Origin of the sequence: Bacteroides parvus (genome assembly GCF_017309675.2) — a bacterium.
Lineage (GTDB): Bacteria > Bacteroidota > Bacteroidia > Bacteroidales > Bacteroidaceae > Bacteroides > Bacteroides uniformis.
On sequence record NZ_CP084680.1, the window covers coordinates 4,147,731 to 4,169,664 of the forward strand.

Annotated in this window: 20 protein-coding genes; 13 read left to right on the top strand and 7 right to left on the bottom strand. The window is 47.4% G+C overall.

What is annotated here, in order from left to right:
- Positions 1 to 46 precede the first annotated feature (46 nt).
- The 5 genes from JXR92_RS17005 to JXR92_RS17025 all read left to right on the top strand — a co-directional run bounded on the left by JXR92_RS17005 (position 47) and on the right by JXR92_RS17025 (position 7,746).
- Complete coding sequence (locus JXR92_RS17005) at positions 47 to 1,423, top strand: FAD-dependent oxidoreductase (RefSeq protein ID WP_138345793.1); 1,377 nt, start codon at positions 47 to 49, stop codon at positions 1,421 to 1,423.
- A 62-nt stretch (positions 1,424 to 1,485) separates the two neighbouring features.
- Positions 1,486 to 1,896, top strand: a complete 411-nt coding sequence (locus tag JXR92_RS17010; protein ID WP_005827068.1) for a DUF6769 family protein — start codon at positions 1,486 to 1,488, stop codon at positions 1,894 to 1,896.
- Between the two features lie 119 nt (positions 1,897 to 2,015).
- Positions 2,016 to 3,236: an efflux RND transporter periplasmic adaptor subunit gene (locus JXR92_RS17015; protein WP_138345791.1), complete on the top strand. Its 1,221-nt coding sequence runs from the start codon at positions 2,016 to 2,018 to the stop codon at positions 3,234 to 3,236.
- Positions 3,237 to 3,404: 168 nt separating this feature from the next.
- A complete protein-coding gene (locus JXR92_RS17020; protein WP_138345789.1) occupies positions 3,405 to 6,527 on the top strand; it encodes an efflux RND transporter permease subunit in 3,123 nt (1,040 codons plus the stop codon).
- Entirely contained in the window at positions 6,520 to 7,746 is a 1,227-nt protein-coding gene (locus tag JXR92_RS17025) for a TolC family protein (RefSeq protein WP_057087220.1), read from the top strand. The genes JXR92_RS17020 and JXR92_RS17025 overlap by 8 nt, the downstream gene beginning before the upstream one ends.
- Positions 7,747 to 7,802: 56 nt before the next feature.
- Here JXR92_RS17025 and JXR92_RS17030 read toward each other — a convergent pair whose 3' ends face one another.
- From JXR92_RS17030 to JXR92_RS17045, 4 genes are all read right to left on the bottom strand, one after another.
- Positions 7,803 to 9,035: a serpin family protein gene (locus tag JXR92_RS17030; RefSeq protein WP_138345787.1), complete on the bottom strand. Its 1,233-nt coding sequence runs from the start codon at positions 9,033 to 9,035 to the stop codon at positions 7,803 to 7,805.
- Between the two features lie 277 nt (positions 9,036 to 9,312).
- Entirely contained in the window at positions 9,313 to 10,770 is a 1,458-nt protein-coding gene (locus tag JXR92_RS17035; protein ID WP_131225387.1) for a methyltransferase RsmF C-terminal domain-like protein, read from the bottom strand.
- A 90-nt stretch (positions 10,771 to 10,860) separates the two neighbouring features.
- Positions 10,861 to 13,284 (bottom strand): TonB-dependent receptor, encoded by a 2,424-nt coding sequence (locus JXR92_RS17040; protein WP_138345785.1) that lies wholly within the window; start codon positions 13,282 to 13,284, stop codon positions 10,861 to 10,863.
- 64 nt (positions 13,285 to 13,348) lie between these two features.
- Entirely contained in the window at positions 13,349 to 13,690 is a 342-nt protein-coding gene (locus tag JXR92_RS17045; RefSeq protein ID WP_117991071.1) for a hypothetical protein, read from the bottom strand.
- Between the two features lie 254 nt (positions 13,691 to 13,944).
- Between JXR92_RS17045 and JXR92_RS17050 the strand changes: the two genes are divergently transcribed.
- The 6 genes from JXR92_RS17050 to JXR92_RS17075 all read left to right on the top strand — a co-directional run bounded on the left by JXR92_RS17050 (position 13,945) and on the right by JXR92_RS17075 (position 18,232).
- The gene (locus JXR92_RS17050; protein WP_138345783.1) at positions 13,945 to 14,571 is read left to right on the top strand and encodes a DUF6249 domain-containing protein; all 627 of its coding nucleotides are present in this window, start codon (positions 13,945 to 13,947) and stop codon (positions 14,569 to 14,571) included.
- Positions 14,568 to 15,113: an RNA polymerase sigma factor gene (locus tag JXR92_RS17055; RefSeq protein WP_138345781.1), complete on the top strand. Its 546-nt coding sequence runs from the start codon at positions 14,568 to 14,570 to the stop codon at positions 15,111 to 15,113. The genes JXR92_RS17050 and JXR92_RS17055 overlap by 4 nt, the downstream gene beginning before the upstream one ends.
- Positions 15,100 to 15,426: a DUF5056 domain-containing protein gene (locus tag JXR92_RS17060; RefSeq protein ID WP_138345779.1), complete on the top strand. Its 327-nt coding sequence runs from the start codon at positions 15,100 to 15,102 to the stop codon at positions 15,424 to 15,426. Before JXR92_RS17055 ends, JXR92_RS17060 begins: the two co-directional genes overlap by 14 nt.
- Before the next feature lie 214 nt (positions 15,427 to 15,640).
- Positions 15,641 to 16,822 (top strand): cardiolipin synthase, encoded by a 1,182-nt coding sequence (gene cls, locus JXR92_RS17065; RefSeq protein WP_259300437.1) that lies wholly within the window; start codon positions 15,641 to 15,643, stop codon positions 16,820 to 16,822.
- A 75-nt stretch (positions 16,823 to 16,897) separates the two neighbouring features.
- Entirely contained in the window at positions 16,898 to 17,692 is a 795-nt protein-coding gene (locus tag JXR92_RS17070; RefSeq protein WP_138345777.1) for a thymidylate synthase, read from the top strand.
- A gap of 45 nt (positions 17,693 to 17,737) precedes the next feature.
- Positions 17,738 to 18,232 carry a dihydrofolate reductase gene (locus tag JXR92_RS17075; protein ID WP_138345775.1) on the top strand — a complete coding sequence of 165 codons (495 nt, stop codon included), beginning with the start codon at positions 17,738 to 17,740 and terminating at the stop codon, positions 18,230 to 18,232.
- On the opposite strand, the gene JXR92_RS17080 is transcribed toward JXR92_RS17075, so the two are convergent.
- On the bottom strand, positions 18,229 to 18,705 hold the full coding sequence (locus JXR92_RS17080) for an Lrp/AsnC family transcriptional regulator (protein ID WP_005827104.1): 477 nt from the start codon (positions 18,703 to 18,705) through the stop codon (positions 18,229 to 18,231). The genes JXR92_RS17075 and JXR92_RS17080 overlap by 4 nt on opposite strands.
- A gap of 237 nt (positions 18,706 to 18,942) precedes the next feature.
- Here JXR92_RS17080 and JXR92_RS17085 point away from each other — a divergent pair, with 237 nt between their 5' ends.
- On the top strand, positions 18,943 to 20,220 hold the full coding sequence (locus JXR92_RS17085) for an IgA Peptidase M64 (protein ID WP_117964115.1): 1,278 nt from the start codon (positions 18,943 to 18,945) through the stop codon (positions 20,218 to 20,220).
- A gap of 24 nt (positions 20,221 to 20,244) precedes the next feature.
- Complete coding sequence (locus JXR92_RS17090) at positions 20,245 to 20,781, top strand: GNAT family N-acetyltransferase (RefSeq protein ID WP_117964114.1); 537 nt, start codon at positions 20,245 to 20,247, stop codon at positions 20,779 to 20,781.
- Between the two features lie 74 nt (positions 20,782 to 20,855).
- Here the strand turns inward: JXR92_RS17090 and JXR92_RS17095 are convergent, their stop codons facing one another.
- Both JXR92_RS17095 and JXR92_RS17100 read right to left on the bottom strand, forming a co-directional pair.
- Positions 20,856 to 21,320, bottom strand: a complete 465-nt coding sequence (locus JXR92_RS17095) for an ExbD/TolR family protein (protein WP_025833345.1) — start codon at positions 21,318 to 21,320, stop codon at positions 20,856 to 20,858.
- Positions 21,320 to 21,910 (bottom strand): ExbD/TolR family protein, encoded by a 591-nt coding sequence (locus JXR92_RS17100; protein WP_117600035.1) that lies wholly within the window; start codon positions 21,908 to 21,910, stop codon positions 21,320 to 21,322. The genes JXR92_RS17095 and JXR92_RS17100 overlap by 1 nt, the downstream gene beginning before the upstream one ends.
- Positions 21,911 to 21,934 lie beyond the last annotated feature (24 nt).

The window sequence follows — 21,934 nt, forward strand, 5'->3', positions numbered from 1 at the left end:
ACATATTGTTTTCATTTTACTAAACACTTAACTAAGAGATATTAAAATGAAACAATATGATGCCATCATAATAGGATTCGGCAAGGGCGGCAAGTTATTGGCCGCCGAACTGGTCGAACGGAATTGGAAAGTAGCCATCGTGGAACGTTCCCCTCAGATGTACGGAGGAACATGTGTAAACGTAGGATGTATCCCTACCAAAACTCTGATTCACGAATCGGAATATGCGGAAAGGAGATACTATGACGATTATAAGAACCAGTCCAAACTGTATGCACTTGCCGTGGCGCGGAAAGACAAGCTTGTATCCTTCCTGCGTGAGAAAAATTATGAAAATGTAAAAAACAAGCCTAATATAACCCTCTATGACGGAACTGCTTCTTTCTTGTCCGAAAATACAATCCGTATAGTCTCCGGCAAGGACGAAACGATTCTTGAGGGAAAAGAGATATTCATCAACACCGGGTCCACCCCTATCCTGCCTGCCATCGACGGACTCAAGGAGAGCAAGTACGTATATACCAGTGAGACCTTGCTGCAATCGAACAAACTGCCCGCACACCTGCTCGTCATCGGCGGCGGTGCTGTCGGATTGGAGTTTGCCACTATGTATGCAGGCTTTGGAAGCCATGTCACACTGCTGGAAGCGGGAAACCGCTTTCTGCCTAAAGTGGACCGCGACATTGCCGCCTCCATGCTGGAAGCATTGAACCGAAAGCGTATCAATGTCCGGTTGAACGCCCGTGTCCAATCCGTGTACGACACAGCCGAAGGAATAACTCTGACCTATACGGACAGTGCAAACGGCACTCCCTACTACCTGAAAGGAGATGCCTTGCTGGTAGCCATCGGCCGCAAGCCTATGACTGCAGAGCTGAATCTGGAAAAAGCGGGTATACAAACAGACAAGCGGGGAGCCATCGTTGTCGACAACCAATTACGGACTACAGCCCCACACGTATGGGCCCTGGGGGACGTAAAAGGAGACGAACAGTTCGACTACTTGTCCATCGATGATTTCCGTATCATCCGTAATCAACTCTTTGAAAACAAAAAAAGGAGTACAAAAGACCGGTATCCAATCCCCTTTGCCATTTTCACCGACCCACCGCTGGCACATATAGGACTGACGGAAGAGGAAGCGATGAAGAACGGTTATTCCATACATGTGGCACGTATCCCTGCTGCCATGATTCCACGTGCCCGTACGCTACACAGCATAGACGGTATGCTCAAAGCCATTGTAGACATCCATACCGGACGGATTCTGGGTTGTACCCTACTTTGTGCCGATGCACCGGAAGTAATCAATACCGTAGCATCAATCATGAAAACGGGACAGCGTTACCATTTCCTGCGGGACTTCATTTTCACCCACCCCAGCATGAATGAGGGATTGAATATGTTATTCAAACCTTTTTAGCATTTTCTATTTGGTAATTAAGTCCTTAACCTCTATCTTTGCATCCGTCCAAAGATAGAGGAATGAAAAAGAAACAGTACATAACCTATATTCTTTTTTTCATCAGCTTGATAATGCTGGTGATACCCGTCATTCCCCACCATCATCATGCCGACGGAATGATATGCATGAAGAATGATATCACCGCCGATTGCTGCGGACACCGTCATAGCCCGGGCAACGAGCACTGCTGTTGCGACACGGGATGCATGACAACCCACTTTGTACAACAGACGCCCAGCTCTTCCAATGATGTGTGTTCACATCCGGATGCCTTGTGGGCAGTTACCCTACTCATTGAACCTTTTTCCAAGTTACTCATCCTACCCGAGTTTGACATAAGCAGGCAGGAGTGTATCTATCTGGAATCTCTTCATAGCACATTTATCATATGTGCTACGGGACTTCGTGCCCCTCCGTCTCTTCTTGCTTAACTGTTACCGGAACATCACCGGGACAGATTTCTATCCGGCATAAGGAACAATGCAATTTGGTTGCACACCCTATGCCCTAACTTTGTATTCAAAATCAAAAAGTAAGAACAAATATCATCATGAAAAAAGTTATTTTCATGGGAGTCTTGGGATTATTCCTTTTAGGCTCCTGCAACAGCAAGTCCGGAGACAGCCACGAAGGACATAATCACGAAACAGAAGAGCACAATCATGACGGACATGACCACGAGGGACATGACCACGAACATGAGGGACACAACCATGAGCACGAAGAGCAGGAAAACCACGCCGGAGGAAGTGATGAAATCATCCTGCCACCGGCAAAGGCACAAGCTGCCGGCGTAGCGGTCAGCACTGTTGAACCGGGTAGTTTCCATCAAGTCATCAAGACCAGCGGCCAGGTGATGGCAGCCCAGGGAGACGAGAGCGTAGCCGTAGCTACAGTAGCAGGCGTGGTTTCCTTCAAGGGAAAAGTTATCGAAGGAATGAGTGTCAGCAAAGGTACTCCTTTGGTGGTATTGTCATCCAAAAACATGGCCGACGGAGACCCGGTGCAGAAAGCCCGGATAGCCTACGAAGTTTCCAAAAAGGAATATGAGCGTATGAAAGCACTCGTAGGCAACAAAATCGTATCTGAAAAGGAATTCGCGCAAGCCGAACAGATTTATGAAAATGCCCGTATCAGTTACGAGGCAGTCGCAAAGAACCATTCGGCAAGCGGCCAGGCGGTTGTTTCTCCCATCAGCGGTTATGTGAAGAATCTGTTGGTGAAAGAAGGGGACTACGTCAGTGTCGGCCAGCCGTTGGTAAGTGTCACCCAGAACCGCAAGCTTTTCCTGCGTGCGGACGTATCCGAAAAGTACTATCCTTACCTGAACAGCATCGGTTCCGCCAACTTCCGTACTCCTTATAATAATAAGGTATATACATTGAAAGAACTGGGCGGGCGCATGCTTTCTTATGGAAAGGCTTCGGGTGAAAACGGATATTATGTACCCGTAACTTTTGAATTCGACAATAAGGGAGACGTTATTCCCGGCTCGTTTGTAGAAGTATTCCTATTATCCTCACCAATGGAGAACGTGTTGTCCCTTCCTCACAGTGCGCTGACCGAGGAACAAGGTAGCTTCTTTGTCTACCTGCAACTGGATGAAGAGGGCTACAAAAAACAGCTTGTCACCCTGGGTGCCGACAATGGCGAAAGTGTACAAATCCTTTCCGGCATAAAAGCAGGCGATCGCGTCGTAACCCAAGGAGCCTATCAAGTGAAGCTGGCATCGGCAACGAATGCTATTCCGGCACATAGCCATGAACACTAATCTCATGTACAATTTGACAATTTACAAAGTACCATTTCGCTATGCTGTATAAGGGTTACGTGACGAATGGGGAGTGTAAAGTCAGATAAACAAGAAATATTAGATAAAACAGCAAGTGCGGCTGACATTGCGCAGCCCAATTGTACATTGTAAATAGTAAATAGAAAGATGTTAAACAAAATAATTGGTTTTTCTCTTCAGAACCGCATCTTGGTGCTGGTAGCATCGGTGCTGTTGCTAATTGGCGGTACTTATACCGCCATGCATACGGAAGTGGATGTGTTCCCTGACCTCAATGCGCCGACCGTGGTCATCATGACCGAAGCAAACGGTATGGCAGCAGAGGAAGTGGAACAGCTGGTCACTTTTCCCGTAGAAACGGCTGTAAACGGTGCAACGGGTGTGCGCCGTGTACGCTCTTCCTCAACGAACGGTTTTTCTGTAGTCTGGGTAGAATTCGACTGGGATACAGATATCTATCTTGCCCGGCAAATTGTCAGTGAGAAACTGGCAGTCGTCAGCGAATCCTTACCGGCCAACGTAGGCAAGCCGACACTGGGCCCACAATCGTCCATTTTGGGCGAGATGCTGATTGTAGGTCTGACAGCAGATTCGACCTCTATGCTGGATTTGCGTACCATTGCCGACTGGACCATACGTCCCCGCCTGCTCTCTACGGGCGGTGTGGCACAAGTTGCCGTACTGGGCGGCGACATCAAGGAATATCAAGTGCAGCTGGACCCGGAACGGATGCGCCATTACGGCGTGACATTGAGCGAAGTGATGAACATCACCCGCGAAATGAACCTGAATGCCAATGGTGGAGTGCTCTATGAATATGGCAATGAATATATCGTACGCGGCGTACTTTCTACCGACAAGGTAGACCAGATAGCCAAGGCCGTGGTGCGGAGCAACGGAGTCTCCGGCGCCCCTATCCTGCTGGAAGATATTGCCGACGTTCAAATCGGAGCCAAACTTCCTAAACTGGGTACCGCCTCGGAACGCGGTAAGCATGCCGTACTGCTGACAGTCACCAAGCAACCCGCCACAAGCACGCTGGAGCTTACAGACAAACTGGAAGCTTCCCTGCAAGACCTGCAGAAGAATCTACCGGCGGACGTAAAGGTTTCCACAGACATCTTCCGTCAAAGCCGTTTCATCGAAAGTTCCATCGGAAACGTTCAGAAGTCGTTGTTGGAGGGAGGTATTTTCGTTGTCATCGTGCTTTTCCTGTTCCTTGCCAACGTACGTACCACAGTCATCTCGCTGGTGACACTGCCGTTGTCACTGATTGCCTCCATCCTTGCCCTGCACTATATGGGCTTTACGATAAACACCATGAGTCTGGGAGGTATGGCTATCGCCATCGGTTCGCTGGTGGATGATGCCATCGTGGACGTGGAGAATGTCTACAAGCGTTTGCACGAAAACCGACTGAAACCTGCCGGCGAGCAACTTCCTATTCTGGAAGTGGTGTTCAATGCATCGAAAGAAGTGCGTATGCCTATCCTCAATTCAACGCTGATAATCATTGTCAGTTTCGTGCCTCTGTTCTTCCTTAGTGGTATGGAGGGTAGAATGTTGGTACCACTGGGCATTGCGTTTATCGTGGCATTGATCGCTTCTACCGTTGTGGCACTGACCGTAACGCCTGTACTTTGCTCCTATCTATTGGGAAAAGAGAAAATAAAGAAACAAAACAACGAAAACAGCGACTCTGCCGTAGCACGCAAGATGAAGCAATGGTATGGTTCTGCACTGACTTTCGTATTGGGGCATAAGAAAGGGGTACTGGGAAGTACTGTCGGACTATTTGTAGTGGCGCTCGGCTGTTTCTTCACCCTGGGCCGCTCGTTCCTGCCGCCTTTCAATGAAGGTTCGTTCACCATCAATATCTCCTCGCTTCCGGGCATCTCCCTGGAAGAAAGCGACAAGATGGGGCACCGTGCCGAGGAGCTGCTGCTCTCCATCCCCGAAATACAGACCGTGGCCCGTAAAACGGGACGTGCAGAACTGGACGAACACGCTCTGGGAGTAAACGTCTCTGAGATTGAGGCACCGTTTGAGTTGAAAGACCGCTCGCGCAGCGAGCTCGTAGCAGAAGTCCGCGAAAAACTGGGTACCATTGTAGGGGCAAACGTGGAAATAGGCCAGCCTATCAGCCACCGTATAGACGCCATGCTATCCGGTACAAAGGCGAACATCGCCATCAAACTGTTCGGCGACGATCTGAACCGCATGTTCACTCTGGGCAATGAAATCAAGAGTGCCATCCAGGGTATTCCCGGTATTGCTGACCTAAACGTGGAACAGCAGATTGAGCGTCCGCAACTTGTCATTTCGCCCAAACGGGAAATGCTTGCCAAATACGGCATTTCACTGCCCGAATTTTCGGAATTTGTCAATGTCTGTCTGGCCGGTGAAGCCGTTTCCCAAGTTTACGAAAAGGGAAAGAGCTTCGACCTAACCGTACGCGTGAAAGACGACCTGCGCGACAAAATGGAAAAAATACGCAACTTGATGATTGATACGGGCGACGGACAGAAAATTCCACTGAACTATGTAGCGGAAATCCGCTCGGCCATGGGTCCGAACACCATCAGCCGCGAGAATGTAAAGCGTAAAATCGTCATCTCCGCCAACGTGGCCGACCGCGACCTGCGAAGTGTAGTCAATGATATACAAGCCCAGATAGACGCACAAATCAAACTGCCGGAAGGATACCACATCGAATACGGCGGACAATTCGAAAGCGAGCAGGCAGCAAGCCGCACTCTGGCACTTACTTCGTTCATGTCCATCGTGGTGATATTCCTGCTCCTCTACCATGAATTCCGCAGTGTGAAGGAGAGCGCCATCATCCTTATCAATCTGCCGCTGGCATTGATAGGCGGTGTATTCGCCCTGCTCATCACAACGGGAGAAGTGAGTATCCCCGCCATCATCGGTTTCATCTCACTGTTCGGTATCGCCACCCGAAACGGAATGCTGCTCATCAGCCATTACAACCACTTGCAGCAGGAAGAAGGCTATGGCGTCTACGACAGCGTTATCCGCGGTTCGCTCGACCGTCTGAATCCAATCCTGATGACCGCCCTATCCAGTGCACTGGCACTTATCCCGCTGGCTCTCAGTGGCGACCTGCCGGGCAACGAGATACAAAGCCCGATGGCAAAGGTTATCTTGGGCGGCCTTTTAACATCCACGTTCCTGAACGGTTTCATCATTCCGATTGTTTACCTAATGATGCACCGTAACCAACAACCTAAAACGTCAGACAATGAATAAAAGATTTTTCATATTCAGCGCCGCCATCCTCGCTTTTGCGGGGATGAGCGCACAAACGTCCGGCATTGATGCCGTGCTCCAGCAGATAGAGGCCAACAACAAGGAGTTGCAGGCTAACTCCCACCTCATTTCCTCACAAAAACTGGAGAACAAGACAAACAACAACCTCCCTGACCCTACACTGTCATACGCCCACCTTTGGGACTCCAAGAACAGTGACGAGACAGTCGGCGAAATGGTCATCTCGCAAAGCTTCGACTTCCCCACGCTTTACGCCACCCGAGGGAAGATGAACCGACTCAAGACAAATGCACTGGATGCACAAGCCACCGCCTTCCGCCAGCAGATATTGCTGCAAGCGAAGGAAGTATGCCTGGACATCATCATGCTGCAACGCCAGCAAGCCCTGCTCGACGAACGGTTAAAGAATGCGGAGGAGCTGTCGGCCATGTACACCCGACGTTTGGAAACGGGAGATGCCAATGCACTGGAAACCAACAAGATTAATCTGGAGTTGCTGAATGTACGCACGGAAGCCCGCATGAACCAGACGGCACTTAACAACAAACTGAAAGAGCTGCTTGTCCTCAACGGAAACCAGCCGTTCACACCGGGACGTCCCATGCCCGGTGTAACCCCTAACGCCCAGGCACTTGGACTGACAGAGTATCCGGCAGTGCCATTACCAACCGACTTCCGCCCACTGGCCGACGAACTGCTGGCTTCAGACCCCACCCTGCAATCCTTGCAAGGTGAAAGTTCTGCCGCCCGGAAACAGATTTCGGCAAGCAAGCAAGGCTGGCTGCCCAAACTGGAACTGGGTTACCGTAGAAATACCGAATCGGGGCATCCGCTGAACGGCGTAGTAGTAGGCTTCTCTTTCCCGCTTTTCGAAAACCGCAATAAGGTCAAGATAGCCAAGACACAAGCGCTCAACATTGACTACCAAAAGGAGAACGCCGCACTGCAAGCCAGCTCTGCCTTGTGGCAACTCTATGAAGAGGCCAAGAACCTGCACGCTTCCATGGAGGAATACGAGCGCACCTTCCATCAACAGCAAGACCTTTCTTTACTGAAACAAGCACTTATGGGAGGACAAATCAGTATGATTGAATACTTCGTTGAAATATCGGTTGTCTATCAAAGCAAGACAAACCTTCTGCAACTGGAAAACCAGTATCAGAAGGCAATGGCACAGATATACAAGAGCCGGTTATAAATAGAAAGAGCTGTCTACGGTTGGCAGACAGCTCTTCCTATTTCAATATATTGTGGTTATAGTTTTGTGACTTTACCCATAAACAGAATAACTCCCGTACTCTTCTCCTTTATCAGGAAGATGAAAGGACGGTCCACATAGAACGGAATTACCGTACTTGGTCCGGGAACGGCCAGGTCCATTCCTCCGACAGTTACAGCCGCAGCTTCCGTCCCCTCTTCATTCACTTTCACATAAGTGAACTGTTGCAGCAAACTGATAAACAAATCCTCATCCGCCATTCCGGAAAAATTGGCCGATGGAGTAAAAGCCTCCTGCATTCCCATTGCCATCATATCGTCAATGAGTTCTTTATCATATTCCATTTCAAACCGGGGTAACTTAAGGTTCAAGGCAGAGCTTGATAAACTACTGTTCCATTCCCCCCAGCGCTCGTCATTCAGCTGCGGCAGGCACTCATCCAACGATTTTCCCTCTGCCGGCAAGAGCACCACCATACTGAAAGCCTCATTGCCGTAAGGCAACTCTGCCATTGAGAAATACTCATTCTCGGCATAGTTGAATCTCTCGTCACGAAGATTCATCATGTGTACAGTCGATTTACTTCCGTCAGCATTCGTAAAAGCCTCTTCTGCCGTATCCGATTTTTTGAATTGATTCTTCCAAATTCCCTTGAAATAAAGCGCATTCAACAGATAAAGACGCGCCGTCTCCGGAATCTCATTCAAGACTTTGGGGATGCAATTATTCGTTTTCCCGGCACACCAACTGTTTATAATGCCCGGAGCTTTGGGAGAGGCAAAATCCAGCTCCTGCACTTGCGCGTCATACATCTTTTTGTTCACGCTTACAAAGTCGTCATGAACACCGAACCCTTGCTTTATCCAGATGGAATTGGCAATTCCCAGCTGCGTGGTATTGTCCAAATCGAGCAACGCCTCCACCAGCTTCTTATTATAGTTGTTCATTTCCTCCAACGAATAGCCCGAAAAGCCCAGGACATCTGTCATCTCAGACAGTGTGTTTCCCAACGCTCCATTGGCAATCATAGACAGACAGAGCGAAGCGCTCAAAGGAGAGATGAACAGATTGGGCTTTTCCACCTCAGTTTTACAAACCTGATTAAAGAAACGGAAAGCGAAATCCGTTCCTAAATCCGTCATCTCCTGCTCGGCACGGGTCAAGGCAATGTCTTTGCGGGGCTTGGGTTGTGGTGAAGAGTTGTCGTCACTCTGGCAGGCTGCAAGGATACAAAGTAGGCTTAAGGCAGTAATCGTTTTTTTAAGCATAAGCAAATAGTATTAGTTTTAAAACAGTTATCTATATATAGAAAATGCTTGAACAAACAAAATACTGCATTGAAGAAACAATAAAAAATAGTACATTCCTACTCTATTATTATACTGCAAAGTTCTGCATATTTTTTGCAGTCGCACTGCATATGTGTTGCAGCACCACTGCATATGTGTTGCAGTCGCGCTGCATATATATTTGCAGTGTCACTGCAACAGCTCTGCAGTGCTACTGCAAAATATATACAGCAGCTTTGCAGTAACGTGATTGATTTCACCCGGTTATTGTTGCCAATTCCAGCACCCCTTCCGGCAAATATCCGCTGCGTATGCGCCATTCCTGGGGATAAAGATTATTGGCACGGTTACCTATATTCTTGACAAATCCTAGAGGTATCTGTTTGTAGGTGAGCAAGACAATGCCGCGCGGAGCAGTCTCCGAAAGGACAACAGCCTCCTTGCGCAGATAACTGATGGCCTGCTCGCGGCCTATCTCTTCATGGGCAAAGGCATCCGGATTCAGTGCTATACTCATGGCGAGCCCATGAACAGGCATCCAGTCTTTTCCTTTCAACTCGGCAACATCTACCCCAGCCTGCACGATACGGAGTGACGAACGCAAAGCCGACAGTTCGGAGAGATACGCTTTAGGGAAAGCGCTGACGTTGTTGCCATTGACGATAAATTCGTAATTATCCGGAACCGCAAACCACTCATGCAGTGCCGAAAGCTGTTCTTTGGAAACACCCGGAGTTTTCGCTCCTTTTCCTTGGGGTTTTCTTCCTTTTTCCCGGGATTTCACCTGCCCGGCCCAGGTATTCCCATCGCTCACGCCCGGTTTGCGGAGAACTGCCAAAAAGAATCCTTCCCCCTTCGTCCGATGGGGCAGGAAACGATAGGCGGGAAAGTCCTCTCCCGACAATAGATTACCCGTAATATTCCAGTCAGTAGAAATTTCCAATGGCAATACCTCCGCCCCGAATTCATCCCGTATCCAACGGATGTTCTCTTCGTTTTCCTTTGTATTATAGGTACAAGTACTGTAGATGAGAATGCCTCCGGGCTTCAAGCAAGGCCAGATATCCGTAACGATGCGACGCTGGCGCTGCCAGCAGATTTCCACATTCTCCCCACTCCACTCACTTACTGCAACGGGGTCTTTACGGAACATCCCCTCGCCAGAGCAGGGGACATCCGTCAATATGACGTCGAAGAAGTCCGTCAAGGAAGAAAAATCCGCCGGGTCATTATTAGTGACCACCACACCGGAATGCCCCCACTTCGTAAGATTCTCCGCCAATACCTGCGAGCGGTTGCGGATTACCTCATTGGCCACCAGCAGACTGCCTGCGGGCAACACGCTACGGGCATGCGTGGATTTCCCGCCGGGAGCCGCACAGAGGTCAAGCATCACCACCGGTCCTTCGCCCACATACCGCCTCAAAGCCTGCTCCACAAACATGGACGAAGCCTCCTGCACATAGTAGCAGCCTGCATGAAACAGCGGGTCGAAAGTGAATGTCAGCCGCTTGTCCAGATAGTATCCGGCAGCAGACCAGGGAACATGCTCCAAAGAGGAACGAAAAAGACTGAATGAAGATTCCGGTAATTTATCTTCATTCAGTCGGATACTGACCGGCTGCTCCCCTTCCAGGGCGGCAGCCAGCTTTTCATATTCTTCCACACCCAAGAGGGCGCGTGTATAATCGGTGAAAGATGAGGGTAGCTTCATGCTTTGAACTGTTTTATGGCAGCAAAGATAGTGCAAAATACGTTTCACCAATCTACGGGGCTAAACAAAAAGCACGGTTCAATACTCTTTTTAAAAACTGAGTTTCACCCCTGCAAAATAGGAACGCGGTGCACCCGGTCCGTAGATATAACCGGAATCGCGGCTCGCTCCTTTATCAAAATCTTTCTGATAAGAATTGAATATATTCTGTACACCGGCATTGAGCTGCAAACAGAACCCTTGAAAATCAAAGTCGTAAGCTATCTTTGTTCCAAGTTCAAAGAAGTCCGGACTCTTTACCAATACATCCGCCTCACCGTTCACCTCCGAAAGCAAATGGGGAACGTACATCCGCCCGGTATAATTGCCGTTCAAAGCTATTGAGAAGGCTTTAACCGGCATATAGGTAGTTGTAAAGTAGCCGTAGACGTCGGGAGTACGCAGTATCTTGTCACTGTAACGTTCTTTCTCCGACAAGTGCTCCTCATCCGCACTCCATTCTTCGGGAGAGTCATAGATACTTCGTTGAAGTGTCAACCCTGCCTGCAACTGAACCTTATCCTTATAGGCAACCTTTCCTTCCAATGTGCCGCCATACACTTTAGCTCCCGAACCATTGATGCGGGTCTGTATCAGATAAGCACTACCGTCCGGGTCTTTCACCGGAGGCGTCAGGACAAACGGGTCGGAAAGTTTCGTGTAGAAGCCTTCCACCAATAGGTTTGCCTGGAAATCTCCGAAGTAATGATACCAGTCTACCGAAGCATTGAAGCTGCGCGAACGCTCTTCCTTCAATCCTTTGGCGCGGACAATGGAAACCAATTCTCCACCCACATTACTGATATGCAGATCTTCATCAAACGCTTGTGGAGCACGGAATCCCTCAGCATAACTGAAACGGATATTCACATCCTGAGTAGGATTATAACGGATATTGGCACGGGGACTGAAAACAGCCTTGTCCATGATGCTGTTTTTATCCACGCGCCCGCCAATCAGGAAACTCCACTGTTCGTTCTTCCACTCATTCTGGGCATAGGCGCTTGCTATATTCACCATTTGGTTCAACGGGGCGGGGGTATATTTCTCAATCAGTTGTTGCAAGCGGTCACCCGTTGCCGTAGGATCTTCGGCCAAAGCAGCATCACGATACTTCTGTACGTCCGTTGCCTTGTCATGCAGATTGTCGTGATTGAACTCAATGCCTCCGGTCAAATCGGCAGGCATAAACAGGCACTTGTCAAAATGATAAATATACTGGGCACCCAGCACACCGGTAAAGTCCGTAGTCATTCCATAAGCGCTATAATAACTATTGCGCACGATGTGCTGAGCCGAAGCATAGGTACTGAACGTATGTTTCTGGTTTTTGGAGAAAGCCGTAAACTTGAGCCCACCCGTGTTGATGGAATGTTTCAGCTGTTCCACCAGTCCGGGCGCCCCGGTACCGTTCAATCCGGCATCCTCGGCTATATGAGGGGGAAGGCTGAAGCCACTTCCACCACGGCGGAATTCCTCCATATGATGGTATTCAAGGCTCAGCTTGGAATAGGCACTTGTCCGGTAGTAAGCATTCAGACCGACAGTCTGGTTCTTCAGCTTCGGTAATTCGGAGAAACCGTCTCCATTGGAGTCCCATGCCGAACGATGCCTGCTCTGGCCATACACATAAGCCCCCATCTTACTGTCCGAAGAAACCAAGGAAAGATTCAGGGTCGTGTTGTTGTCGAACGAGCCGGAACCGTCGAAATTGGAAATGGTATGCGAGAAAGAACCGGAATTGCGAATCGGTTCCTTCGTAATGATATTCACCGTCCCGGCAATGGCTGAAGAACCGAACAAGGCTGAACCACCTCCACGCACCACTTCCACACGCTCTATCATGTTGGCGGGAATCTGTTCCAACCCATACACACCGGCCAGAGAGGAAAAGATGGGACGTGAGTCTATCAATATTTGGGTATATTTCCCATCCAGCCCGTTGATGCGCACTTGTGAATAACCGCAATTCTGGCAATCGGTCTCCACCCGCACACCTGGCTGAAAGGCCAGTCCTTGCGACAAAGTATGCGAATTTGTCTGCTCAAACAGTTTAGGAGTAACCACTTTGACCAAAGTGGGTGCCAAACGCCGGGCAGTCTCGTTGCGGTTGGCTGTAACTACCACCCCGTCCAGTGCCACCATGTCTTCTTCCAACTCAAAGTTCTCTTCCAAGGTCTTACCACGTTTCAGAACGACTTTGCGCTCCTGCGACTTATAACCTACGGCACTGACGGACAACGTGAACTCACCTTCAGGCAGATTCTTTAGGAAATAGTGGCCGGTGGCATCGGTCATGGTCCCGATGGTGGTGCCTTTCAGCGAAACTGTCATATAAGGCAAATGTTCCCTTGTACTTTTTTCTATTACATGACCGACAATATTGGCATCGGTACTCTTCAAATCTTCGGCATAAACGGTTGATGAGAGTAACAGACATACTGCTCCCACCACAAAAAATATATATTTTTTCATGTACTTCTAAAATAATATGTTAATCAATGAGGTTGACGCAATCCCACAACGGAATTGCCTTAATCTATCGGATTTGAAAAAAAGAAGGGGGAGCACGCAGGCAAATACCGCCACGAAGCTTTACACACTTGATGCATTCCGTGGCAAGAATGCTCAGTACACACAACAAAACAAGGAAAACCGTCGCGGCAACCGGAAGCAACGGAAGGGAAGAGGAGACGAAAGAGGCAAGATAGAAAATGGTTTCTAACTGCACCTCTGTATGCTCATGCTGTCCCTTGAATGGATGGGAATGCACAATGATAACACCATTCACCACATGCGAGTGGGTAAACAGCGTAATTCCTCCCAGATAGGCAATGAACAGCAGAGGGAGGAAACACTTCATTATATTCCTCAACTTCATCAAGACTTCCCAATAAAAACAGATGTGCGAAGATAACAGTATTTACAATAAGAAACAACCCGGTTTGTATATTTACCTCTATTTACAGTCGCAAATACCTACTTCTTGTTATTCCAGGAAAAAGACAATAAGACATTTTCCGGAAAAATATCGTCTTATTTCCGGTTTTCTAAAAAAAATATCTTCTCTTTGCAACTTTATAAAGGTGACGATACGTCTAACCAACAAAGAAACAAATTAAAAAACCATAGATTATGAAACGTATCATTTTAGGATTAATGCTCGCCATGATGTTCTGCACACTGGTGCAAGGCGCAAACAGAACCGTAACAGAGAACGACGGTCAGGGGAACAAGAAAAGAGTCATCGAATTGAGGGACACTGTCATCAATGGAGAAACCGTAACAGACACACTCAGCATCATGACTTATGAAAACGGTACCGGCAGTAGCGATGCTCCGGAAAAATGGAGAACCCACCACAACAGCAGTATGGACTGGAACGGGTTCGACCTCGGAAGCAAGACTTCGGAGACCGTGATTGCCGTAACAGCCATCGTCTTTGTATTCGGACTGCCGCTACTCATCATATTCGTAGTATTCTTCTTCCGCTATAAAAACCGGAAGGCCAAGTACCGCCTGGCAGAACAAGCCCTGGCCAGCGGACAGCAACTGCCTGAAAACTTCTTCAAAGAAGCCGCAGCAACAGACATCCGTAGCAAAGGCATCAACAACATATTCGTCGGCATCGGCCTGTTCATCTTCCTTTGGGCCATTACCGGAGAATTCGGTCTCGGATGTATCGGCTTACTCGTCATGTTCACCGGCTTCGGACAATTGGTGATTTTCTACGGCCAACAGAAGAAGAACGAAGAAAAATGAGTCAACTCAATGACATATCGTTAGTCGCACAGGTCGTGGTGTTTCAAAACACCAAGGCCTTCGACCGGTTGGTGAAGAAGTACCAGTCGTCCGTACGGCAGTTCTTCCTGCACCAGACCTGCGGCGACAGCGAGTTGAGTGACGACTTGGCACAAGATACGTTTATCAAAGCCTATACAAACATCGCTTCGTTCAAGAATCTATCCAATTTCTCGACCTGGCTCTACCGTATTGCCTATAATGTTTTTTATGATTATATTCGCAGCAGGAAAGAGACGGACGATTTGGATACGTACCGAGTGGATGCTCAATGCAGCACACTGCAGCAGGACGTGGGGCAGCACATAGACATTTACCGTGCCCTCGCCACACTGAAGGAAATGGAACGCACCTGCATCACGCTCTTCTACATGGAAGACCAAAGCATCGAAAAGATTGCAGGTATCACCGGATGTCCGGCGGGAACGGTAAAAAGCCACCTCTCGCGGGCGAAAGACAAAATGGCTTCCTACTTAAAACAAAATGGTTATGATGGAAAATAATGATAAACTCCTGACTTCATTCTTTGCCGAACACCGGCAGGAAATAGCCGATAACGGATTCAGCCGCCGCGTACTGCGGCACTTGCCCGACCGTAGCCACCACTTGGCACAGATATGGGCAGCATTCTGCTTTACATTGTGTCTCGTGCTATTCGTCGCCCTCGACGGAGTGCAGCTGATACTGGACACCTTGCGCGAGACCTTTGACACAGCCATCCGGAGCGGAGCATCAGAGCTTGATCCCAAGTCGTTAATCATTGCCGGAGTAGTATTGCTCTATTTCGGTTACCGCAAGATTGTATCCATGGCATAAATATATATCCGTGCCCGGAGAAAGAGGACATGTACTACTCCAACAAAGTCATTGGCTCTTATCTTATCCAATAAGGTAAGGGCTAATTTTTTTTAAACGGACAGACATATATCAACAAGAAATTGTATCTTTGCCCACTCAGAAAACTTAATAAGAGGAGAAAGTTTTGAGAAAGATTCTATTCATCACATTATTCGTTTTTTCTATTGGGAATATCGAAGCGCAAACAACAAGCGATTCCATCGTCATGAATTACTTGAAGGAAATGGGCGCTCCCGTTACTTACAACAATGAAGTGAAATTACTGATGACCGGTCATGACAAGTTCGTCGACCTCTTCGAGAATATCCGCCATGCCCGGCATCATATCCATCTGGAATATTTCAATTTCCGCAACGACTCCATAGCCAATGCCTTGTTCAGCCTTCTGGCAGAGAAGGTCAAGGAAGGGGTTGAAGTCCGCGCCATGTTCGATGCCTTCGGTAACTGGTCCAACAACCAACCATTGAAGGAACACCATCTGAAATCCATCCATGCCCAAGGCATCGAAATCGTCAAGTTCGACCCTATCACTTTTCCCTGGGTAAACCACGCCATACACCGCGACCATCGGAAAATAGTAGTAATTGACGGAAAGATAGGTTATACCGGTGGCATGAACATCGCCGACTACTACATCAACGGATTGCCTAAAATCGGTAAATGGCACGATATGCACATACATCTTGAAGGAGATGCCGTGCGCTATCTGCAAGGCATCTTCCTGACCATGTGGAACCGAGAGACGGGACAACACGTTGGAGGTCCCGCCTATTTTCCGGACATTCCGCAACTGCCCGACAGTATTGCCGAAGAAATAGCCATCGTAGACCGCACGCCACGCGAAACACCACGCTCCATCAGCCATGCCTATGCAGCTTCCATACAAGCCGCACAGAAGAATATCCGAATCGTGAATCCCTATTTCGTTCCGACCAAATCAATCCGCAAGGCAATCAAGAACGCACTGAAAAAAGGTACTGAAGTGGAAATCATGATACCTGCCGTGTCAGACATAGCCTTTACACCGGATGCCTCATTCTATATAGCACATAAGCTGATGAAGAAAGGAGCCAAGATATACCTCTTCAACGGCGGCTTCCACCATTCCAAGATAATGATGGTAGACAGCACTTTTTGCACAGTAGGTACCGCCAATCTCAACAGCCGCAGCCTGCGCTACGACTACGAGACAAACGCTTTCATCTTCGACCCCAAGACCACCAATGAACTGAATGCCATGTTCGAACGAGACATGCAAAACAGTACGCTGCTCACTCCTGAAGTCTGGAAAAAGCGTTCCGGATGGAAGAAATTCGTAGGCTGGGTGGGAAACTTGATGACCCCCTTCCTCTAAGTTTTTAATTTTTAATTATTAATCTTTAATTAATTCCCCTACCTTTGCGTTCGGATAAAAACAGAGCATTACATCATGAAGCAATATTTAGACCTGCTGAACCGCGTACTGACCGAAGGCGTAGAGAAAAGCGACCGTACGGGTACCGGCACCATCAGCGTATTCGGCCACCAAATGCGTTTCAACATGGATGAAGGCTTCCCCTGCCTTACTACCAAGAAGCTGCATCTTAAATCAATCATATACGAACTGCTATGGTTCCTCCGGGGAGACACCAATGTGAAATATCTCCAGAACAACGGTGTACGTATCTGGAACGAATGGGCGAACGAAAACGGCGACCTAGGACATATCTACGGGTATCAATGGCGCTCCTGGCCGAACTATAAAGGCGGATCCATCGACCAGATCAGCGAAGCTGTAGAAACCATCAAGCACAATCCCGACTCACGCCGGATTATAGTCAGCGCATGGAATGTAGGCGATTTGGACAACATGAACCTCCCTCCCTGCCACGCTTTCTTCCAGTTCTATGTCGCCAACGGACGACTGAGTCTGCAACTGTACCAACGTAGTGCAGACATTTTTTTAGGAGTGCCTTTCAACATCGCTTCCTATGCCCTGCTCCTGCAGATGATGGCACAAGTCACCGGACTGAAAGCCGGGGATTTCATCCATACCTTAGGAGACGCCCATATCTATCTGAACCATTTGGAGCAGGTAAAGCTCCAACTATCTCGTGAACCGCGGGATTTGCCGCAGATGAGAATCAATCCTGATGTGAAAAGCATCTTCGACTTCAAGTTCGAGGATTTCGAGCTGATCAACTATAACCCGCATCCGCATATTGCAGGGAAAGTGTCAGTATAAATCCTATAATAAAAAGATAGAAAGAGAAAAGAATTTTACACACATATGATTAGTATTATCGCCGCAGTAGATAGAAAGAGAGGTATCGGTTATCAGAACCGATTGCTATTTTGGCTTCCCAATGATTTAAAGCGTTTCAAAGCCCTCACCACGGGAAATACCATCATCATGGGCCGAAAGACCTTTGAATCTCTCCCCAAAGGCGCGCTTCCCAACCGCCGCAACGTTGTTCTGTCCACTCAAAAAGATTTGCTCTGTCCCGGTGCAGAAGTTTTTCCCTCACTGGAAGAAGCACTGAACAGTTGCCAACCCAACGAACACGTCTACATCATCGGCGGTGCAAGTGTTTATCGCCAGGCATTCCCCTTTGCGGATGCCCTCTGCCTGACCGAAGTGGATGCAGAAGCCACTCAGGTGGACGCCTACTTTCCCGAAGTCGCTCCGACTGTATGGCAAGAAAAAAGCAGGGAGTCTCACCCCGCAGATGAGAAGCATCCCTGCCCTTATGCATTTGTCGATTATATCCGCCGGCAGAATTAATCTTCCTCTTCTTCTACCGTTATAGGCATCTGCCGCTTGATGGCTTCGTGAAAAGAAATCAAGGTTTCCGTACGCGCCAGTCCCAGCGGCTGCAACTTATCATGTATGATGCTCAGCAAATGATGGTTGTTGCGGGCATAAAGCTTTATGAACATATCATACTTGCCCGTTGTAAAATGGCATTCCACAATCTCGGGAATAGCTTCCAATGCTCTCGTTACAGCATCGAAGGAAGCAGGATCCTTTAGGTAGATACCGATATAGGCGCATGTTTCATATCCTATCTTCTCCGGATCAATCACATATTCAGAACCTTTCAATATACCTAAGTTTGTCAGCTTTTGAATGCGCTGATGAATGGCTGCTCCCGATACATTACAAGCTCTAGCCACTTCAAGGAAAGGAATGCGTGCATTATCGGCTATAAGTTTTAAAATCTGTTCGTCTAAAGTATCCAACTGATGATGTCCCATTTCAAATTCTAATGATTAATAAATTACTATATCTCCCGCATATCTATACGGCAATATGCAAAGTTAGCTATTTTTTCGCCAATAAAAATACGGTTTATAACTTTTCTTACAAAAAAAGAATAATACCGCATATCAGGCATTTCAAAGCGTATACGCAAATTCCATCTCGCACGACTGGAAAATTGCAGATGAGCTTTAAAGATATTATCTTTGTCGTAGCAATAATAATGAACCGTTATGAAAAAGTATTCCTTATTCCTATTATGCCTGATGGCAGCAATATCCTTGCATGCCCAAAGCTTTGCCGATTATTTTGCCGATAAGACCCTACGTATCGACTATATCTTTACCGGAAATGCAGCCAAACAAGAGATATGCCTGGACGGACTGTCTTGTCTCCCCTCTTGGGCAGGAAGGAAGCATCACTTGTCTGAACTGCCCCTGCAAGGAAACGGACAAATCATTATGCGGGATGCTGCCAATGGCAACGTAATCTACAAAACATCCTTTTCTTCGCTCTTTCAGGAGTGGCTGGAAACAGATGAAGCCAAAGCAGTAACCAAAGGATTCGAAAACACCTTCCTCCTTCCCTATCCCCTTCGTCCTGCAGAAATAGAAATAACACTCCTTGACCCGCGTAGAAATGTACGGGCAAGCATGAAACATACGGTCAGTCCCGACGATATCCTAATACAGCAGAAAGGTACTGCCCACATCACACCACATAAATATCTGCTGCAAAGCGGCAATACAGACAAATGCATCGACGTAGCCATCCTTGCAGAAGGATATACTCCCGAAGAGATGCCGGTATTCTACAAAGATGCAGCCATTGCCTGCGAAAGTCTGTTTGCCCACGAACCCTTCCGGTCCATGAAAAAGTACTTCAACATTGTAGCAGTGGCCAGCCCCTCCGAAGACAGCGGAGTAAGTGTACCACGCCTCGGAGAATGGAAACGGACAGCATTCAGTTCTCATTTCAGCACATTCTATTCAGACCGGTATCTGACAACCTCCCGTGTCAAATCCATACACGATGCGCTGGCTGGAATACCGTATGAACACATCATCATCCTTGCCAATACGGAAGAATATGGCGGCGGTGGAATCTATAATTCCTATACCCTTACTACCGCCCACCATCCAATGTTCCGCCCCGTTGTGGTACATGAGTTCGGGCATAGCTTTGGCGGACTGGCCGATGAATATTTCTATGACAATGACGTGATGACAGATACCTATCCATTAGATGTGGAACCCTGGGAACAGAATATCAGCACGAGAATCAATTTCACCTCCAAGTGGGAAGACATGCTTGCACAAGGAACTCCCGTTCCTACTCCCTCTTCTGAAAGTGGAACATATCCCGTAGGTGTATATGAAGGAGCCGGCTATTCTGCCAAAGGCATCTACCGTCCGGCAGACAATTGCCGCATGCGTACCAATGAATATCCCACTTTCTGTCCTATCTGCCAACGAGCTATCCGCCGCATCATTGAATTTTATACAGAATAAGAACAAACTAAACTTAAAGAACTTATGATCAGACTTCAACGTATTACAACAGCTGACACAGACTTGTACAGCTATATGGAGAAATTAATGACTCAATCGTTCCCTTCAGAGGAGTACCGGGAACTGGAGGAATTGCGCAAGTATACAGATACCAAAACGCACTTCTATAACAATATCATCTTCCATAACAACACCCCGGTAGGCCTCATCACTTACTGGGATTTCGGACATTTCTACTATATAGAGCATTTTGCCATTGACCCCGCACAGCGTAACGGCGGGTATGGAAAGAGTGTACTGAACCATTTGTGCCAACTCTTAAAACATCCCATCGTCTTGGAAGTGGAAATACCCCAAGAAGAAATGGCTAAACGCCGCATTAACTTCTATCAACGGCAAGGATTCTCCTTATGGGAAAAGCCCTACCAACAACCACCCTACAAAGCAGGAGACAACTACCTACCTATGCTCATCATGGCCTATGGAGATATAGAATGTGGAAAGGATTTTGACTCTGTAAAGGAACACATCTACTGCGAAGTATATAATGTGAAATCTTAAAAATCCAATATACTTAAAACAATAAAGGTCGTTTCATTTGTTGAAACGACCTTTATTATATCTTAAATCAACTCTTACTGACGCGGTTGCGCAGAATAGTTAATCTTCAAAGCATAAGCTTGACGAAGAGCTTCCTTGATATCTGTTACGATACCCATTTTCGTATCTTGGTCAACTTTCAAAGACACTGTCATCTGTGGCTGATCTTCTTCTTTCATACTGGCACGTTCACCAATAATATAATCTTGAATTTCAGCAACTTCAGCATAACTGTCGTTCAACTGGATACGGCTCTCATTACCTAACTTCTTACGAAATTCGGCAGTAGGTTTTCCTACGTAGATAAACGTAACCAACGACTTCTTCTCCAGTTTCTCCAATTCCGTAGCTTGCGGAACCTTAAACTCAACCTTTAATGTTACCTCACGCATCGTTGTCACAATCATGAAAAAGAACAACAAGGTGAAGATAAGGTCAGGCAGAGAAGAAGTGTTCAACGCCGGCATCTCACGTTTACCAGTCTTATTAAATTTTCCCATTACTTCTTTTCTCCGTACTTTTTAGGTTCTGCCTCAGAAATTCTCTGAGGATAAATTTCACGAATTGCATCTTGCTGTTCTTGATCCAACTCAGCATAATTTTTCTGCCACTTCTCTTGAGCCAATTCATCACGCAACTCATTATAAGCTGCTACCAACTCATTCTGTACAGCCATATATGCCTTATAGGAAGAACCGCGGTCACAACGCAAAGAAACCACATGATTTTCCGTTACTTGAACCGTACCGAAGAAAGCAACATTCTTTGAAATCTTTTCCGGCTTCGTTTCATCATTGTACGGATTGGCAATGAATTCTTTTGTTTTCGCACGCAATTGGTCAACTGTAATATAATCATTCCCACACATTAACTGGTCCTGCATATTTAAGAAGACTTGCAGAACATTACGTTCTTTCTTCTTCTGGTCCTCAATCTTCTGGTCTTTTTCCGGTGGAGGCGGCAAACGTCTTGCCAAACCACGGTCAGTATCCATAGATGTCGTGATCAAGAAGAAAATCAGCAACAAGAATGCAATATCCGCTGTAGAACTTGAGTTAATATCAGGAACTTTTCTTTTTCCTTTTGCCATTGTAATTACTCTTTAGATTGATTT

What these genes read in the sequence shown, in the direction of transcription:
- JXR92_RS17005 (WP_138345793.1), top strand. Translation starts at nt 47, where the DNA reads ATGAAACAATATGATGCCATCATAATAGGATTCGGCAAGGGCGGCAAG.
- JXR92_RS17010 (WP_005827068.1), top strand. Translation starts at nt 1,486, where the DNA reads ATGAAAAAGAAACAGTACATAACCTATATTCTTTTTTTCATCAGCTTG.
- JXR92_RS17015 (WP_138345791.1), top strand. Translation starts at nt 2,016, where the DNA reads ATGAAAAAAGTTATTTTCATGGGAGTCTTGGGATTATTCCTTTTAGGC.
- JXR92_RS17020 (WP_138345789.1), top strand. Translation starts at nt 3,405, where the DNA reads ATGTTAAACAAAATAATTGGTTTTTCTCTTCAGAACCGCATCTTGGTG.
- JXR92_RS17025 (WP_057087220.1), top strand. Translation starts at nt 6,520, where the DNA reads ATGAATAAAAGATTTTTCATATTCAGCGCCGCCATCCTCGCTTTTGCG.
- JXR92_RS17030 (WP_138345787.1), bottom strand. Translation starts at nt 9,035, where the DNA reads ATGCTTAAAAAAACGATTACTGCCTTAAGCCTACTTTGTATCCTTGCA.
- JXR92_RS17035 (WP_131225387.1), bottom strand. Translation starts at nt 10,770, where the DNA reads ATGAAGCTACCCTCATCTTTCACCGATTATACACGCGCCCTCTTGGGT.
- JXR92_RS17040 (WP_138345785.1), bottom strand. Translation starts at nt 13,284, where the DNA reads ATGAAAAAATATATATTTTTTGTGGTGGGAGCAGTATGTCTGTTACTC.
- JXR92_RS17045 (WP_117991071.1), bottom strand. Translation starts at nt 13,690, where the DNA reads ATGAAGTTGAGGAATATAATGAAGTGTTTCCTCCCTCTGCTGTTCATT.
- JXR92_RS17050 (WP_138345783.1), top strand. Translation starts at nt 13,945, where the DNA reads ATGAAACGTATCATTTTAGGATTAATGCTCGCCATGATGTTCTGCACA.
- JXR92_RS17055 (WP_138345781.1), top strand. Translation starts at nt 14,568, where the DNA reads ATGAGTCAACTCAATGACATATCGTTAGTCGCACAGGTCGTGGTGTTT.
- JXR92_RS17060 (WP_138345779.1), top strand. Translation starts at nt 15,100, where the DNA reads ATGATGGAAAATAATGATAAACTCCTGACTTCATTCTTTGCCGAACAC.
- JXR92_RS17070 (WP_138345777.1), top strand. Translation starts at nt 16,898, where the DNA reads ATGAAGCAATATTTAGACCTGCTGAACCGCGTACTGACCGAAGGCGTA.
- JXR92_RS17075 (WP_138345775.1), top strand. Translation starts at nt 17,738, where the DNA reads ATGATTAGTATTATCGCCGCAGTAGATAGAAAGAGAGGTATCGGTTAT.
- JXR92_RS17080 (WP_005827104.1), bottom strand. Translation starts at nt 18,705, where the DNA reads ATGGGACATCATCAGTTGGATACTTTAGACGAACAGATTTTAAAACTT.
- JXR92_RS17085 (WP_117964115.1), top strand. Translation starts at nt 18,943, where the DNA reads ATGAAAAAGTATTCCTTATTCCTATTATGCCTGATGGCAGCAATATCC.
- JXR92_RS17090 (WP_117964114.1), top strand. Translation starts at nt 20,245, where the DNA reads ATGATCAGACTTCAACGTATTACAACAGCTGACACAGACTTGTACAGC.
- JXR92_RS17095 (WP_025833345.1), bottom strand. Translation starts at nt 21,320, where the DNA reads ATGGGAAAATTTAATAAGACTGGTAAACGTGAGATGCCGGCGTTGAAC.
- JXR92_RS17100 (WP_117600035.1), bottom strand. Translation starts at nt 21,910, where the DNA reads ATGGCAAAAGGAAAAAGAAAAGTTCCTGATATTAACTCAAGTTCTACA.